The sequence below is a fragment of the Nocardia heshunensis genome (assembly GCF_054782115.1).
This window is the reverse complement of the sequence record NZ_BAAGTC010000003.1, coordinates 899,862-912,702: the sequence shown is the minus strand read 5'-3', so window position 1 is coordinate 912,702 and position 12,841 is coordinate 899,862. Positions and strand designations below refer to the sequence as shown.

Annotated in this window: 14 protein-coding genes; 8 read left to right on the top strand and 6 right to left on the bottom strand. The window is 67.6% G+C overall.

Annotation, left to right across the window (positions count from 1 at the left end):
- Window positions 1–36: 36 nt before the first annotated feature.
- The 4 genes from ACYVN4_RS11135 (at window position 37) to ACYVN4_RS11120 (ending at window position 4,648) form a co-directional block, all read left to right on the top strand.
- The gene (locus ACYVN4_RS11135; RefSeq protein ID WP_460719957.1) at window positions 37–966 is read left to right on the top strand and encodes a GNAT family N-acetyltransferase; all 930 of its coding nucleotides are present in this window, start codon (window positions 37–39) and stop codon (window positions 964–966) included.
- Window positions 967–1,203: 237 nt separating this feature from the next.
- The gene (locus ACYVN4_RS11130) at window positions 1,204–2,115 is read left to right on the top strand and encodes a YceI family protein (protein ID WP_460719955.1); all 912 of its coding nucleotides are present in this window, start codon (window positions 1,204–1,206) and stop codon (window positions 2,113–2,115) included.
- Between the two features lie 122 nt (window positions 2,116–2,237).
- Entirely contained in the window at window positions 2,238–3,260 is a 1,023-nt protein-coding gene (locus ACYVN4_RS11125) for a poly(ethylene terephthalate) hydrolase family protein (protein ID WP_460719953.1), read from the top strand.
- The gene (locus ACYVN4_RS11120) at window positions 3,257–4,648 is read left to right on the top strand and encodes a serine hydrolase domain-containing protein (protein WP_460719951.1); all 1,392 of its coding nucleotides are present in this window, start codon (window positions 3,257–3,259) and stop codon (window positions 4,646–4,648) included. The genes ACYVN4_RS11125 and ACYVN4_RS11120 overlap by 4 nt, the downstream gene beginning before the upstream one ends.
- A 6-nt stretch (window positions 4,649–4,654) precedes the next feature.
- Here ACYVN4_RS11120 and ACYVN4_RS11115 read toward each other — a convergent pair whose 3' ends face one another.
- On the bottom strand, window positions 4,655–5,269 hold the full coding sequence (locus tag ACYVN4_RS11115) for a TetR/AcrR family transcriptional regulator (protein WP_460720569.1): 615 nt from the start codon (window positions 5,267–5,269) through the stop codon (window positions 4,655–4,657).
- A 75-nt stretch (window positions 5,270–5,344) separates the two neighbouring features.
- On the opposite strand from ACYVN4_RS11115, the gene ACYVN4_RS11110 reads away from it, so the two are divergent.
- Window positions 5,345–6,250, top strand: a complete 906-nt coding sequence (locus ACYVN4_RS11110) for a hypothetical protein (RefSeq protein ID WP_460719949.1) — start codon at window positions 5,345–5,347, stop codon at window positions 6,248–6,250.
- A gap of 11 nt (window positions 6,251–6,261) precedes the next feature.
- On the opposite strand, the gene ACYVN4_RS11105 is transcribed toward ACYVN4_RS11110, so the two are convergent.
- Window positions 6,262–7,092 carry a sulfurtransferase gene (locus ACYVN4_RS11105; RefSeq protein ID WP_460719947.1) on the bottom strand — a complete coding sequence of 277 codons (831 nt, stop codon included), beginning with the start codon at window positions 7,090–7,092 and terminating at the stop codon, window positions 6,262–6,264.
- A gap of 96 nt (window positions 7,093–7,188) precedes the next feature.
- Window positions 7,189–7,950: an AfsR/SARP family transcriptional regulator gene (locus ACYVN4_RS11100; RefSeq protein ID WP_460719945.1), complete on the bottom strand. Its 762-nt coding sequence runs from the start codon at window positions 7,948–7,950 to the stop codon at window positions 7,189–7,191.
- A gap of 50 nt (window positions 7,951–8,000) precedes the next feature.
- Here ACYVN4_RS11100 and ACYVN4_RS11095 point away from each other — a divergent pair, with 50 nt between their 5' ends.
- Complete coding sequence (locus tag ACYVN4_RS11095) at window positions 8,001–8,159, top strand: hypothetical protein (protein ID WP_460719943.1); 159 nt, start codon at window positions 8,001–8,003, stop codon at window positions 8,157–8,159.
- On the opposite strand, the gene ACYVN4_RS11090 is transcribed toward ACYVN4_RS11095, so the two are convergent.
- Together ACYVN4_RS11090 and ACYVN4_RS11085 are read right to left on the bottom strand one after the other, a co-directional pair.
- Window positions 8,146–9,558 (bottom strand): MDR family MFS transporter, encoded by a 1,413-nt coding sequence (locus ACYVN4_RS11090; protein ID WP_460719941.1) that lies wholly within the window; start codon window positions 9,556–9,558, stop codon window positions 8,146–8,148. The two genes, ACYVN4_RS11095 and ACYVN4_RS11090, sit on opposite strands and share 14 nt — an antisense overlap.
- 26 nt (window positions 9,559–9,584) lie before the next feature.
- Entirely contained in the window at window positions 9,585–10,211 is a 627-nt protein-coding gene (locus tag ACYVN4_RS11085; protein WP_460719939.1) for a hemerythrin domain-containing protein, read from the bottom strand.
- Window positions 10,212–10,285: 74 nt separating this feature from the next.
- Here ACYVN4_RS11085 and ACYVN4_RS11080 point away from each other — a divergent pair, with 74 nt between their 5' ends.
- Window positions 10,286–10,897: a TetR/AcrR family transcriptional regulator gene (locus tag ACYVN4_RS11080; RefSeq protein ID WP_460719937.1), complete on the top strand. Its 612-nt coding sequence runs from the start codon at window positions 10,286–10,288 to the stop codon at window positions 10,895–10,897.
- A gap of 60 nt (window positions 10,898–10,957) precedes the next feature.
- On the opposite strand, the gene ACYVN4_RS11075 is transcribed toward ACYVN4_RS11080, so the two are convergent.
- The gene (locus tag ACYVN4_RS11075) at window positions 10,958–12,433 is read right to left on the bottom strand and encodes an MFS transporter (RefSeq protein ID WP_460719935.1); all 1,476 of its coding nucleotides are present in this window, start codon (window positions 12,431–12,433) and stop codon (window positions 10,958–10,960) included.
- 83 nt (window positions 12,434–12,516) lie between these two features.
- Between ACYVN4_RS11075 and ACYVN4_RS11070 the strand changes: the two genes are divergently transcribed.
- The gene (locus ACYVN4_RS11070; protein WP_460719933.1) at window positions 12,517–12,840 is read left to right on the top strand and encodes an STAS domain-containing protein; all 324 of its coding nucleotides are present in this window, start codon (window positions 12,517–12,519) and stop codon (window positions 12,838–12,840) included.
- Window position 12,841: the final 1 nt, after the last annotated feature.

The following is a 12,841-nucleotide window of genomic DNA, read 5'->3' as shown; positions in this document are numbered from 1 at the left end:
GCTGTCGCTCAGGGAGTTTCGAGGTCGGGGGCGATCGTGGCCGTGTATGTCCGTCGGGCAACGCCGGAGGATGCCGAGGCGCTCACCGCGCTGCTGGTCGAGCTGCATGATCATTACGGGCGGCCGGATCCGAAGCTTGTCTGGGTGCGTGTGCACAAGGCGTACTTTCGGATGGGCGAGGCCGCGTGGGGGCCGCTGATCGCGTTCCTGGACGGTGTTCCGGTGGGGTTCGCTTACTACGACACCACGGCCGCACGGCGTGATAAGCCCCGATATTCCGCAATCCAGGAATTCATCGTGACCGCAGGGGCGCGTGGATTGGGTATTGGCCGAGCCCTTTTCGAGGCGGTGTCCGCGCATGCGGCGGAGCGTGGCTCGCGCCATGTCGTGCTGGGTATGGACTCCAATCCCCGTGATCTCAACCCCTTTGAATTGAGTGCCGTCCTGGATGACGAGGTCTACGCCTACGCGTCGCGGCTGCCTCGCGGACCGGACCTAGCCGTAGAGGAACGGCGTCGACAGGTGCGTGAGGTCGCTGTCGGGGCCGGTTGGGAGCCGCCGGTTGTTGTCGACCGACGCCGGGAGATCTTCGACTTCAGCGTGGGCGATGTGCTGGCCGAGGGGCACGTGCCGTTCGCGATCCTCAGTGACGGCAGGGCAGTGCGGGCCCATTTCAGAACCACCTGGGTGTCTTCCGCTTTCGGTGAGGACGAGGACACCACCTGGTGCCTGACCCTCGACGGTAAGCCGATCAGTTCCGCCTTGCAGATCTACGACGGCTGGGCCCGTGGCGCGACGATGCCGCACCGCACGCACCCGCACCCGTCCGGTGGCGAAGCCGTCCACTACGACTTCTACTACGGCCACCACCTGGCCACGGTCAGCGGCACCATCGAGTACATCTTCGACGCGCCGACGATGCGCGTGCGGACCATCGAGCACCTCGAAACCGACACCAGCCAATAGCAATCCGAGACACCCTCAGGTGCGTCTGGGACAAGGTCGCCGAATTGCTGCGTAGCGGAAAGAAATTCACTCTCACGGCGGCGAGGGTGACCGATGCCGCCACAGTTGGTGAGCTGCTCACAAGGCCGGTCTGCGGCCTCTACCGTTGAATGACGCTCTTCGTTGCCGACCCAGACACTGCCTGACTCGAGGTTGCTCGACGCAAGAGGATGATCCGCCTCGATGAGGGAGTATCCGATGACAGACCGAGGCCGGAAACCGCTGCAACGCAGACGAATTCGACGAGCACTGCGCAGCCCGGTCACCTGGGTCGTGGTGGTGCTGGTTCTCCTCGGATTGGGGGTGGGCGGCCCCTACGTGTACCTGCACATGGTCAGCGCCCACAATCCGCCCGCCTTGAGCTTCAACGACCTGGCGACGACGAGTACCGGCCCGGCCAAAACGACCGTCATGCCGACCGAACCATCCACACCGGCGGCCGCGCTGCCGCCGGCCGCCACGTCCGCACCGCAATCCGCCCCTCCCACTACGGATGTCGCGCTGACAACCACTCCGCCCCCGGCAGCGCCCACGCCCGCCCCGCCCGCCCCGGCCCCGACCACCGTCGCCGCTCCGACCACGGTCGCCAGTCCGATCGCCGGTGACTGGACTGTCGGCGCGGGCACCGATGCCCGCTGGTCCACCGACGACACCCTCCTCGGCCAAACCACCCGAATCATCGGCCGCACCAACGACGTTTCCGGATCCCTCCACATCGACGCCCTGACCATCACCTCCGCGCAACTGACCGTGAACATGCAGACAGCCCTCTGCAACTGCATGCACGATCCCGCGTACAACGAAATGCTCGAAACCACCAAGTTCCCCACCGCGAAATTCACCCTGACCGCCCCCATCACCTTCCCCTCGGTCCCCGCCGCGGGCGCCATCTCCGACGTCCCCGCCACCGGCCAGTTCACCATCCACGGCGTAACCAGAACGGTCACCTTCGATTTCCAAACCACGGAAGTCGGCAGCCGCCTGGCCTTCAAGGCCACCATCCCGGTGGACCCTTCCGACTACGCCATCCAGCCTCCGGTCAGCAACAACCCCATGGGCAGCATCGGCAACACCGACATCGAACTCCTCATCGCCTTCGACCGCACCTGATCCCGCACTATTTCTGCGGTTGTGCTGTGCGTCACGGCTGGGCTAGCGTCTCGTATCCGAAACCAGTTAGTCCCAGTTATTGCCGACCCGACATAGCCGGGCCGGAGAACGAGGAGCCCTCGATGAAGAGGCGAAACACTCTGCGGCCGCGCGCATTCGCGGTCGTCTCGGCGGTGGCCGTGGCCGGTAGCCTGCTGATCGGGGGAAGTCCGGCGGTCGCGGACGAAATCGATTCCGGGGCAACGGCTCAGAGTGTTTTCGACAATCTCGGGCCGCACGCGGTGGCCACTCCGACGGTGACCAACCCCTGTCAGGAATCGGTGGTGGGGATGATCGCGCACATCACCGTGCACCTGTTCGGCAATCGCGATGACGCGCAGTGCACGCAGGCGTTTCCCTACGGGCTGCAGTCGCCGATCGGGGTAAATACGTACTACCCGGCTGACATCGCGGATATGGACAACGCGCCGGTGATCCTGTTCGAGGGCGGCATCCTGTCGAACCCGGGCAATTACGACACGCTCGCGCGGCAGTGGACCAGCCACGGGTTCGTCGTGGTGATGGCCTACGACTTCTTCAACTCCACCCCCGACATGCCCGCGCTCGGGCTGGCGGTGGCGGTCACGCAGAACCGGGACCCGAATTCCCCGCTGTTCAACAAGATCGACCTGAGCCGTACGGTGCTCGCCGGGCATTCCGGCGGCGGCCAGGCCACCTTGCAGGCCGCGGCCCTGTTCCCGCCGCTGGCCGGAGCGGTCGATCCCAAGCTGCGGATCATCGGCGCGCTGGCCATCGAACCCGGACCCCTGGCGATCGGGGCCGCGATCGGCGTGCCCACCCTGTTCCTCACCGGCTACAACGATTTCGTGGTCCCCGACTTCGCGTGGGTGCGCTGGTGGGAGTACAACCTCACCTTCAACGCCCCCGCCTGGATCGCGAATGCCCGTGGGGTGAGCCACTTCTCGCCGGTGGACGGGCCGGGCGCGTACCTGTCCTCCGGCACCGCCATGGCCTGGCTGGAATACCTCGCCTTCGGAGACGACACCGCGGCACAGTTCTTCGTCGGGCCCGACTGGAAGCTGAAGGACGACAAGACCTATTTCAGCGTCGAACGCAACGCCCTCGCGAACGGACTGGCTCGATGACCCGCGCCGCGTGGATCACCGGCCTGCTCACCGCGGTGATCGCCACCCTGCCGCTGGTCGCGCCGGTGGCGACGGCCGCACCCGCCGGGGACCGGAGCTGTGACGAACCGGTGCCGGGCCAGCCGCTGCCCCGCGCGAATCCCGAAGACGTCGGCATGGATTCGGCCAAGGTGGCCGACGCGCTCGATTTCGGTACGCGCGCGGGCGGGGTCGCCGTGCAGATCTACCGGCACGGCTGCCTGGTCGGCGATCGCACGCCGAGCGGGAATCTGCCGCTGCCGCTGGCCAGCGCCACCAAGGGTGTCACCTCGGCGATCGTCGGGCGGGCGGTGAGCCTGGGCTACTTCGGTGTGGACGATCCGCTCTCGAAGTTCTTCCCGCAGGCCGATGCCGCGCACGCGAATCTCACTGTGCGGCAGGTACTCACGCAGACCACCGGGCTGCACTTCAGCTGGCCCGCCGATATCGCCGGGCTCTACACCGACTCGGCGCTGCAGACCCTGGCCGAACCCGCCGACTACCCGCCCGACAGCACCTTCCAGTACGCGCAGAACGTCATCGCCCTGCTACCCAAGATCATCGAGCTCACCACCGGCAGCGACTTCCAGGACTTCGCGCAGCGAGAAGTGTTCCAGCCCTTGGGGATCGCCCGCGGCGACTGGATCTGGCTGCGCGACCGCAGTGGCGTCACCGCAGTCAACGGCGGGCTCGCCATGCGCCCCGACGATCTCGCGCGACTGGGGCGGCTGATGCTGCAACGCGGCCGCTGGGGCGATCAGCAGTTGATCGACGCGGACTACATCGGGCAGGCCACCACCGGCACCGACGCCAACCCCGGCTACGGCTTCCTCACCTGGCTCAACTCCGGCGACACCTACAAGGGCACCGAGGTGCCGACCGCGGTGAGCTACGACCGCCCGCAGTTCCCGGGCGCACCACGCGACCTCTACTCCTTCGAAGGCGCACTGGGACAGTTCGTCACCGTCGTCCCCAGCCGCGACCTGGTCGTCGTCCGCATGGGCATCCCGTTGCGTGTCGACATCGGCAACCCGGTCGGAATGCTCACCGGCAGCGGCAATCCAGACAACAAGGAACTCTACGAACGCATCACCGCCGCCGTCACCGACCTCCCCACCGAACCGTACGTCGATCCGTACGCGCTGTCGGATCCGCCGCTGCCCATCCATAACCTCGACGACATCGGCAAGCTGATCGATCCGGTCACCGCCGCGAACATCCTCCTCGGCGTCGGTCCCTACGCCTCCACCGCCTGCAACATCCTGTGGTGCAACGGCAAACCCGTTCCCGCCGACGTCTTCCGGCTCGTGCTCGACATCGGTGGCCAGCTGGCGGGTGCGGTCACGGCCCTGAACAACACCCCGAGGTAACCAGGCTTACGCCTTCACAGCGTTCCATGCGGCCTGACCGAGGACCGGGGCGGTGCCGAGCATGTCGAAATCTGTGGTGCGGGCGAGCCAGAGGCGGGCGTATTCGACGCAGGGGCCCATCCAGAGGGCCTGGCAGAGGCGGGGTGGGAGGGGTTTGATGCGGCCTTTTTCGACGTGGGGGCGAAGCCAGGCGGTCGCTTCGGCGTAGAAGTGCTCGTTGAGGGCGGTGATGGCGGGGCGGGATTCGTCGATGATTTCGTATTCGCGGCAGTGGAAGAGGAAGCGGGCCCGCAGTTCGTTGGCTGCGACCCACTCCAGGTGGGTGCGGACGGTGCCTTCGATTCCGGCGCGCGCGGTCGAACTGGCTTGCAGGGCAGCGAGATAGGTGTCGAAGTAGTCGCGAAGCGTCTCCAGGTAGAGCTCGGCGGCCACCCCCTCTTTGCTGCCGAAGAAGTGGTAGATGCTGCCCACGCTGGCTCCCGAAGCGCGGTGCAGGGCATCGACTTTGGTGCCTGCCACGCCGGTCTTGAGGAAGACCGTCAGGGCCGCGTCGAGGATCGCGCTGCGCCGGGCGACACCGGCATTCGAGGCTGTGGGCACCACCGAACAGTACCGAATCAGGCATTGACTAGAGAATTATTCTAGAACAATATTCTAGTCCTGACGTGAGATGCGTGACCGGAAGGACCATCGCGAATGAGTACGACAACCGACAACCCGACCAAAGGTGAAGCGAGGCGGGCGGATCCGCTCGACGTGGCCCTCGGCATCGCCTGCGTGGTGTGGGTCGGGATGACGCTGTGGTCGGGGATCCAGACCGGCGGCAAGGGGCTGCCGGTGATCCCGCAGACGATCACCTCGCTGGCGCTGGTGGTGGCCGTGATCGGGCACATGCTCAAACACCTCGGGGTGAAGCTGGCCGCCGCCTACTTCGTGATCGCCACCGCCATCGAATGGTGCTTCGAGCAGGCCAATATCTCCTTCGGCGGCTTCGTCTGGGGCGATCTGCGTTACGGCCATCTGTCGATGCTCGGCCCGCACATCGGGAGTGTCCCGCTACTGGTACCCATCGCGATGACCGCGCTGCTGTGGCCCGTCTACGTGATCATCAACGTGGTCCTCGACGGCAAGATCCTCGTGGACCCGCGCTCCCTGCGGCCCTGGCAGGTCGTGTGGCGCTGCCTGCTCTACGGGATGCTGCACGCCTGGCTTGCCTTCCTCACCAACGGCTTCTGCACGAAATTCGGTGTCTACGAATGGGTCGGGAAATCCGCGGCGCTCTCGCCGCAGGACTCGTTCTTCGGCGACCCCGAACTGCCGATCGGCTGGACGGTCTGGGGTTTCGTCACCACCCTCGTCGTCTCGTTCGTGCTCATCCCGACCCTCGGCAAGGACGCGCTCACCCGATCGGAGCGGCGTCCCCTCGGTTGGGTCGACACCGCCCCGATCATCGTCCTCGGCTCCTACGCCTTCGCCCTGTACCTCAACCCGGTGAACCGCTCGGTCGGCAGCGTCACCTTGTTCATGTTCGGCTTCATTTCCCTACTCGCCCTGTACCGTTTCGCGGCCGCGCTCAGGGACGTACCTCGAACACAAGATTGAACGGTGGCAGTTCAGGCGACCGGGACGCTGGTGCAACGGCCCCACTCGGCCCACGAGCCGTCGTAGACCCGGACGTCCTCGTGCCCGAGCAGGGCGGTGAGGACGAACCATGCGGTGGCGGCGCGGCCGCCGACGGTGCAGTAGGTGATCAGTTCGCCATCGAGGGTGGCGAGCACATCGCGCAGTTCGGCGGTGGAGCGGAAGGATCCGTCGGCGCGCAGCAGCCCGTCGAGGGGGCGATGGACGGCCGACGGCACGTGACCGGCGCGACCGTCGGGTTCCATTGCACCCGAAGGCCAGAAGCATTCGCCCGCGTACTCGGCCGCCGAGCGCACATCCACCAGGGTCGTGCCCGCCCGGCCGATGGCCTCCAGTACCGCCGTGCGGTCCGCCCGCACGCGGGGGTCCGGTTCGGACAGTCGGAAATCACCGGGGGCGGGTGTATCGGCGGTGACGCTCCACGGGTGACCCGCGGCCTGCCAGGCGTCACGGGAACAATCCAGAATGCGAACATCCTTGTGCCCGAACAGCTTCAGAAGCCAGACGCCCAAGGCGGGCGCGTATCCGTAGCACACCACCGTGCTGTCGGCCCGAATTCCCGAGTCGGTGACGAGCCGCTGCAGCGCGGCAGCGTCGACGGTGCGGTAGGTGTCGTCCTTCAGGTCTCGGTAGATGTTCCACAGCACCGCGCCGGGAATATGTCCGGCGTCGAAAGCGGCTGGGCTGACATCGATTTCGAGGATCTGAACCCGCGGATCGGCCAGGTGTGCGGCGAGCCGGTGCGGGTCCACGAGCGCGCGGTCGGCGCGCGAATCCGGTCGTCCCTGCTGTGTTGTCGTCATGTCGAACCTCCCCGTCGGGTGTGTCTTCGGGTCAGTTCTACGACGCTGTCATTGTGGCAACGTTGCGCCGATGTTGGCGAAACCTTGGCGCGCGGCTCAGGTGTCGGCCAGCAGTTGTTCGTACAGCTTGCGCGAGGCCGGACTGGGGGAGACGCCGAGCTGTTCGCGCAGGCAATCGCTGAGCGCACCGTAGACGCCGATCGCCTCGGCCAGATTGTCCTGGGCGGCCAGCGCCCGCATGAGATGCCGGTAGCCGCTCTCACGCAGCGGGGCCAGCCGGGTCAGTTGCCGACCGGCCCGGACCGCGGCGGCCAGCTCGGTACCACCCAGGCCGAGCCCGGCTGCCGCGTAACTCTCCAGGGCTCGCACATGCAGCTCGGTGAGGTGATGGCGGACCGCGTCGATCCACTCGCACCCGTCCTCGCCGGGCAGGAAGCCGCGCTCGGCCACGAACAGCGTGGTCAACGCGGGCCCCCATGCGCGCGCCCAGTCCTGTTGAGCCACCGCCGATTCCGCCCGATGGACCGCGTCGGCCGCGGCCTGCAGGTCGATCCACGCGTCGGGCAGGCACAGTCGCAGGAGGGCGCGGCCCTGCACGACATCCGGCCCGAGTACCCGGCGCAGTTTGGACAGCAGCGGATTGAGCCGGGCGTCGACGGCCGCCGGGTCGGGCTCCCGCCACAACGCCTCGGCCAATTCGTCGCGCGGGACCTGGCGATGGGCGTTGACCACCAGGTAGGTGAACAGCAGCCGGCCTTGGCGGCCGGGGAGCCGGTCGTCGAGGCGCTGTCCGTCCCGCACGATGGCCAGCGGGCCACAGATCTGGATTCGCACGGGATCCGAGGACACCGAGGTCACGTCAATATCATGGCAATAGACTGCTGGTGGGGGCCAGAGCGGAGACGCCGATGACGAAACTGATTCGATGCGAATGCGGATTCGTAGCCCGCGACGAGCTGGAGGATCGCGTGGTCCAGATGATCCGCGGTCACCTGGCCAGCGACCATCCAGCCCTGCTGGCGACGGTCAGCCGGGACGATCTCGTCAGCTGGATCAAGATCGAGTAATCGGCTCGGGCGCCCTCCGGCGCGGCATGATCAGCGCGGGGACCACCGCCGCGGCAGTGATGGCGAGGGCCCACCAGAAGGTGTGGGCGAACGCGGCGACATCGGGAGCGCCGTGAATATTGCGCTGCAGCAGCACCAGGAGCACGGCGACACCGAAGGAGCTGCCCGCGCGGATACCGACATTGGTAGCCGTGGTGGCCGAAGGGATTTCGGTGCGGCGCAGGGTTTGATAGGTGGCCCCCATGGCGGCGGGCATGATCATGCCGTGGCCCAGGCCGATCACGAAGAGGATTGGCAGGATCAGGGTGTCGCTGGTGGTGGGGCCGACCTGGGTGAGGATTAGGACGGCGAGCAGGACTACGGGGAGTCCGGTGAGGATCAGGAGCCTGGGGGAGTACTTGTCGGTGAGGCGGCCGGAGAGCAGGGTGGTCAGGATCGCGCCCACACCGAGGGGTGCGACCAGAACTCCGGAGCGGAGTGGGGTGTCGCCGTCGACGGTTTGAAAGTTCAAGGGCAGCAAGGCCATCAGGCCGGAGAGCGCGCCGATGTCGAGGAACATCATTGCGTTGACGGCGGCGAAATTTCGATCCCGCAGCAGGCGGACGTCGACCAACGCGGCATCGCCCCGCCGCCGGGCATGCACGACGTAGCAGCCGACCAACGCCACTCCGGCCAGCCCGGCCGCCACCACCTTCGGGTCGGTCGGGCTGGTTCCGCCGCCCGCCAGCGACGCGCCGTACACCAGTGCGCCCAAACCCGGTGACAGCAAAGACAATCCGAGCAGGTCGAGTTGGGCGGTGCGGTCGCGGGCCGGGTCCGGCGGTAGCAATCGGACCGCGGCCAGGACCGCGATCGCGCACAGCGGGATATTGATGTAGAACATCCAGCGCCACGATAGGTGGTCGAGGATCAGGCCGCCGACCGTCGGACCCAGGACGGGGGCGAGCATGGCGGGCACGGCGACCGCGCTCATGACACGGCCCATGCGGGCGGGACCGGCGGCGCGGGCCAGCATCGTCTGCCCGATCGGCATGACCATGCCCGCGCCGAAACCCTGGAGCAGCCGGAAGGCGATGAGCGCGGGCATGTTCCAGGCCGACCCGCACAGGATCGACCCGATGATGAACAGCAGCAGTGAGACGATCCACATCGTCTTCGGGCCGAAGCGTACGATCACCCACCCCGACAGCGGGATGCTGGCCGACAGCGCCAGGGTGTAGCCGGTCAGCACCCACTGGATCGTGCTGAGCGGCGTATGGAACTGCGCGCCAAGGGTATTCACGGCCACGCTGGTGATTGTGGTATCCAGGATCGTCATGATCGCGCCCAGCACCACCACGATCACCAGCTTGCGCAGCGCCGGGTCGAACTCGGTCGAAGCCGTTGGCGCCGTTGTCATCTGCGTACTCCTCACCATCGCTCCGGTTACAGCCAGCCTCGGCGCGGCCGGGCATAGCGGGGTTTGAGCACGTACCGGTAGAGAGCGCGAATCGGTGCAGGCAGGAACCCGAGCATTTTGGCCTGCGCCTCCGCGGGCGCGTCGTCGAGCGCCCACGGCAGATACTCGGTCACCGCGCCGAGTCCGTTCTGCTTGCGCATCTCCTCGCCGAACGCGGCCCAGCCGGGCCCGCCGACGGTGCGGTCGATGAGCGGCAGCGCCACCTGCTCCTCATGCGTGAAATGGGTATCCAACGCCGCGGCCAAATCGTCCACGGCGGAACGCAAGTCGCCGTCTTGACCGGACATTCCGGCCTCGACCTTGATCAGCAATTCCTCGAGACCCTCGTGCTCGGCCTCCATCTCGTCGAGGATCACCAGGTCCGCGGGATCGGTGACCGCGGCGCGCACCAGTGGCCACAGGGCGGCGTCCTCGGTGCTGTGATGCCGATCGAGCTGGCGGCGGAAGGTCTCCCAACCGATCCGCACCGCCGGTTCACCGAGGCGGTTCTCGGAGACGGCGGCCGTGAGGCGGATCAGATCGCGCATACACGCGTCGTGGGCCAGATACATGCCGAAGAAGTCGATTGTCGTGGTGGGTCGGTGGTTGTTCATGGTCATCCACTCTCGAACAATTTAGTTAGACTGTGTGTATGAATAAAACAGGTCCGCCGGGTACTGTCAAGGCCATGAGCCCACGCCAATACAACCTGGGGAAGCGGACCGCGCAGATCGAGCAGAGCCGACGACAGGTGCTCGATGCGGCCAGGGCGCTGCTGGGTGAGGCCGACAGCTACAACGGATTCACGCTCGACGCGGTGGCCAAGCGCGCGGACGTCGCCCGCGCCACGGTCTACTACCAGTTCAAGTCGAAAACCGGTCTGCTGGAAGCGGTCTGCGACGACCTCGGCGCGGAGGGCGGGCTGTCCGAACTGGTGAAAGCCTTCACCGACCCCGAACCCCGCGCGGCGCTGGCCGAATTCATCGCCTGCTTCGCCCGCTTCTGGCAGGCCGACCGCCCCGCCATGCGGCGGCTACGCGCACTGGCCGCGCTCGACACCGATGTGCACGCGGTCATCAGCGCCCGCGACGAGCGCCGCCGCGAAGGCTTGGCGGTGTTGTCGGGCCGCTTCGGGGACGGGAACCTCGCCGCGGAGGACATCGATCGGCACGTGCGAATCCTGCTGGCCCTCACCAGCTTCGAGACCTTCGACACCATGGTCGGACCCGACGGCGACCTGTTGGAGGTCGTCCCGGTGATCACCGGCATCGCGACCGACGTGTTGGGGGCGAACGCCTAGGGACGGCCCGCTCGGGCCGAAGTTCGGCGTCCGCCCCACTACGGCGAATCATGTTGTGGCTCAACTGGTTGCGGCCGAGCGTTCGGCGCGACGCACGACGGCGACCGCGGTGACGGCCGCGATGACGCAGAATCCGGCCGCGATGAGCGATCCGCGGTGGAATCCCTCGGTGAGTGCGGCGGCCGGGCCGGTCGAGACGCCACGGCCCGCGGCGATCGCCACCGCCGCCACGATGGCGATGCCCAGCGCGCCGCCGATCTCTCGCGCCGTTTCCACCATGCCGCCCGCCAAACCGCTGACCTGCTCCGGGATTCCGATGAACGCGGCGACCTGCAGCGACGCCTGCGACAGCCCGATGCCGACGCCGACCGCGACGAATCCGGGGAACAGGTCCGGCCAGTACGCGGCGTGCACGGGGATGCGGGCCAGCCAGAGCAGTCCGCCCGCCGCGACGACCTGCGAGAGCGTCAGCGTCCATCCGGCGCCCAGGCGGGTGAGCAGGACGGGCGCGATCCCGGCGGCCGCCACCACCGCGGTCGCGGCGATCGCGAGATAGGCGACCCCGGTCCGCAGCGCCGAGTACCCGAGCGCCTGCTGCATGAGCAGCGACGCCTGGAAGATGGTGGCGAAGAAGGCCGCGAACACCAGTGCTGCAACAATATTCGCGGCATTCAGGGTAGGCCGCCGGAACATCGCCAGCGGCACCAGCGGTGCGGCCGATCGGTACTCGATGGCGGCGAACGCGGCCAGCAGCGCGCACCCGGCCGTCAGGAAGCCGAGCGTGGTTGCCGACGTCCAGCCGTGGTCCACGTTCTTGTTGATGGCGTACACGAGCGCGGTGAGCCCGGCGGTCACCGTGACCGCCCCGGCGGTGTCGAACGGCCCGCGATGGATCTTCCGGTCGGCGGGAACATATTTCGCGATCAGCGTGAGTAGGCCGACCACGATCGGGACATTGACGAAGAAGATCCACTGCCAGCCGGGTCCCGCCGTCAGCGCGCCGCTGACCACCACCCCGACCGATGCGGCGCTGCCGCCGGCGGCACCGAACACGCCGAGCGCCTTGTTCCGGGCGGCGCCCTCGGGGAACGTCGCGACGAGCACCGCCAGCGCGGCGGGAGCGGCGAGTGCCGCGCCCACCCCCTGCACCGCCCGCGACGCGACGAGCGGAGCGAACGACCCGGACAGTCCGGCGGTGAGCGAGGCGCCCGCGAACAACGCCAGGCCCAGCGACAGGATCCGGCGTCGGCCCAGCAGGTCGCCCAGCCGACCGCCGAGCAGCAGCAGGCCGCCGAGCAGCAGACCGTAGGTGATCACCACCCATTGCAGGTCGGAGGCGGCGAGGCGGAGATCGGATTGAATCGACGGCAGCGCGACGTTCACGATCGCGATGTCGAGCGTGACGATGAATTGGACGCCGCACATCAGTGCGAGGATCGCCCAGGGTTTCGCGGCCGAACCCGGCCGCACCGGCGGGGCGGACTGCTCAGCCAGAGAAGGTGACTGCCCGGCCGGGGAATGCGTGTGATTGACCATGCTTCCGACAACCGGCCGGACGCGAAAAACTCGTCGTGGCACCGGTTCCCGGGTCGCGACGAGTTTCCGAGGCCGGCTCGGTGATGGAAGGTATGCGTCCCGACGAGGTGTCCGGCCCGGTGCTCATGGTGCTCACCGGCGAACCCGACGAAACCCGCACCGCCGCCTGGTGTGCCCGAGTCCGAGCGCTGCGCGCCGCCGGGCACACCGTGATCGCGTGTGAGGTGAACGGGGTTTCGGGCTGCGCCGCCACCGTGCTCCAGGCGCTGGCGCGAATCGCCCTGACGGCCAGGCGATCCGGATGCCGGCTCGTCCTCGTGGACGCCGACAATCGCATGCTGCTCCTGCTGGAGCTGGCGGGGCTGCGCGAGGTGTTGGGCATCGCCGGACCGGAGTGCGGGCAGTGAA

Coding starts and splice junctions, on each gene's coding strand:
- ACYVN4_RS11130 (WP_460719955.1), top strand. CDS start 1,204: ATGACAGACCGAGGCCGGAAACCGCTGCAACGCAGACGAATTCGACGA.
- ACYVN4_RS11125 (WP_460719953.1), top strand. CDS start 2,238: ATGAAGAGGCGAAACACTCTGCGGCCGCGCGCATTCGCGGTCGTCTCG.
- ACYVN4_RS11120 (WP_460719951.1), top strand. CDS start 3,257: ATGACCCGCGCCGCGTGGATCACCGGCCTGCTCACCGCGGTGATCGCC.
- ACYVN4_RS11110 (WP_460719949.1), top strand. CDS start 5,345: ATGAGTACGACAACCGACAACCCGACCAAAGGTGAAGCGAGGCGGGCG.
- ACYVN4_RS11105 (WP_460719947.1), bottom strand. CDS start 7,092: ATGACGACAACACAGCAGGGACGACCGGATTCGCGCGCCGACCGCGCG.
- ACYVN4_RS11095 (WP_460719943.1), top strand. CDS start 8,001: ATGACGAAACTGATTCGATGCGAATGCGGATTCGTAGCCCGCGACGAG.
- ACYVN4_RS11090 (WP_460719941.1), bottom strand. CDS start 9,558: ATGACAACGGCGCCAACGGCTTCGACCGAGTTCGACCCGGCGCTGCGC.
- ACYVN4_RS11085 (WP_460719939.1), bottom strand. CDS start 10,211: ATGAACAACCACCGACCCACCACGACAATCGACTTCTTCGGCATGTAT.
- ACYVN4_RS11080 (WP_460719937.1), top strand. CDS start 10,286: ATGAGCCCACGCCAATACAACCTGGGGAAGCGGACCGCGCAGATCGAG.
- ACYVN4_RS11075 (WP_460719935.1), bottom strand. CDS start 12,433: ATGGTCAATCACACGCATTCCCCGGCCGGGCAGTCACCTTCTCTGGCT.
- ACYVN4_RS11070 (WP_460719933.1), top strand. CDS start 12,517: ATGGAAGGTATGCGTCCCGACGAGGTGTCCGGCCCGGTGCTCATGGTG.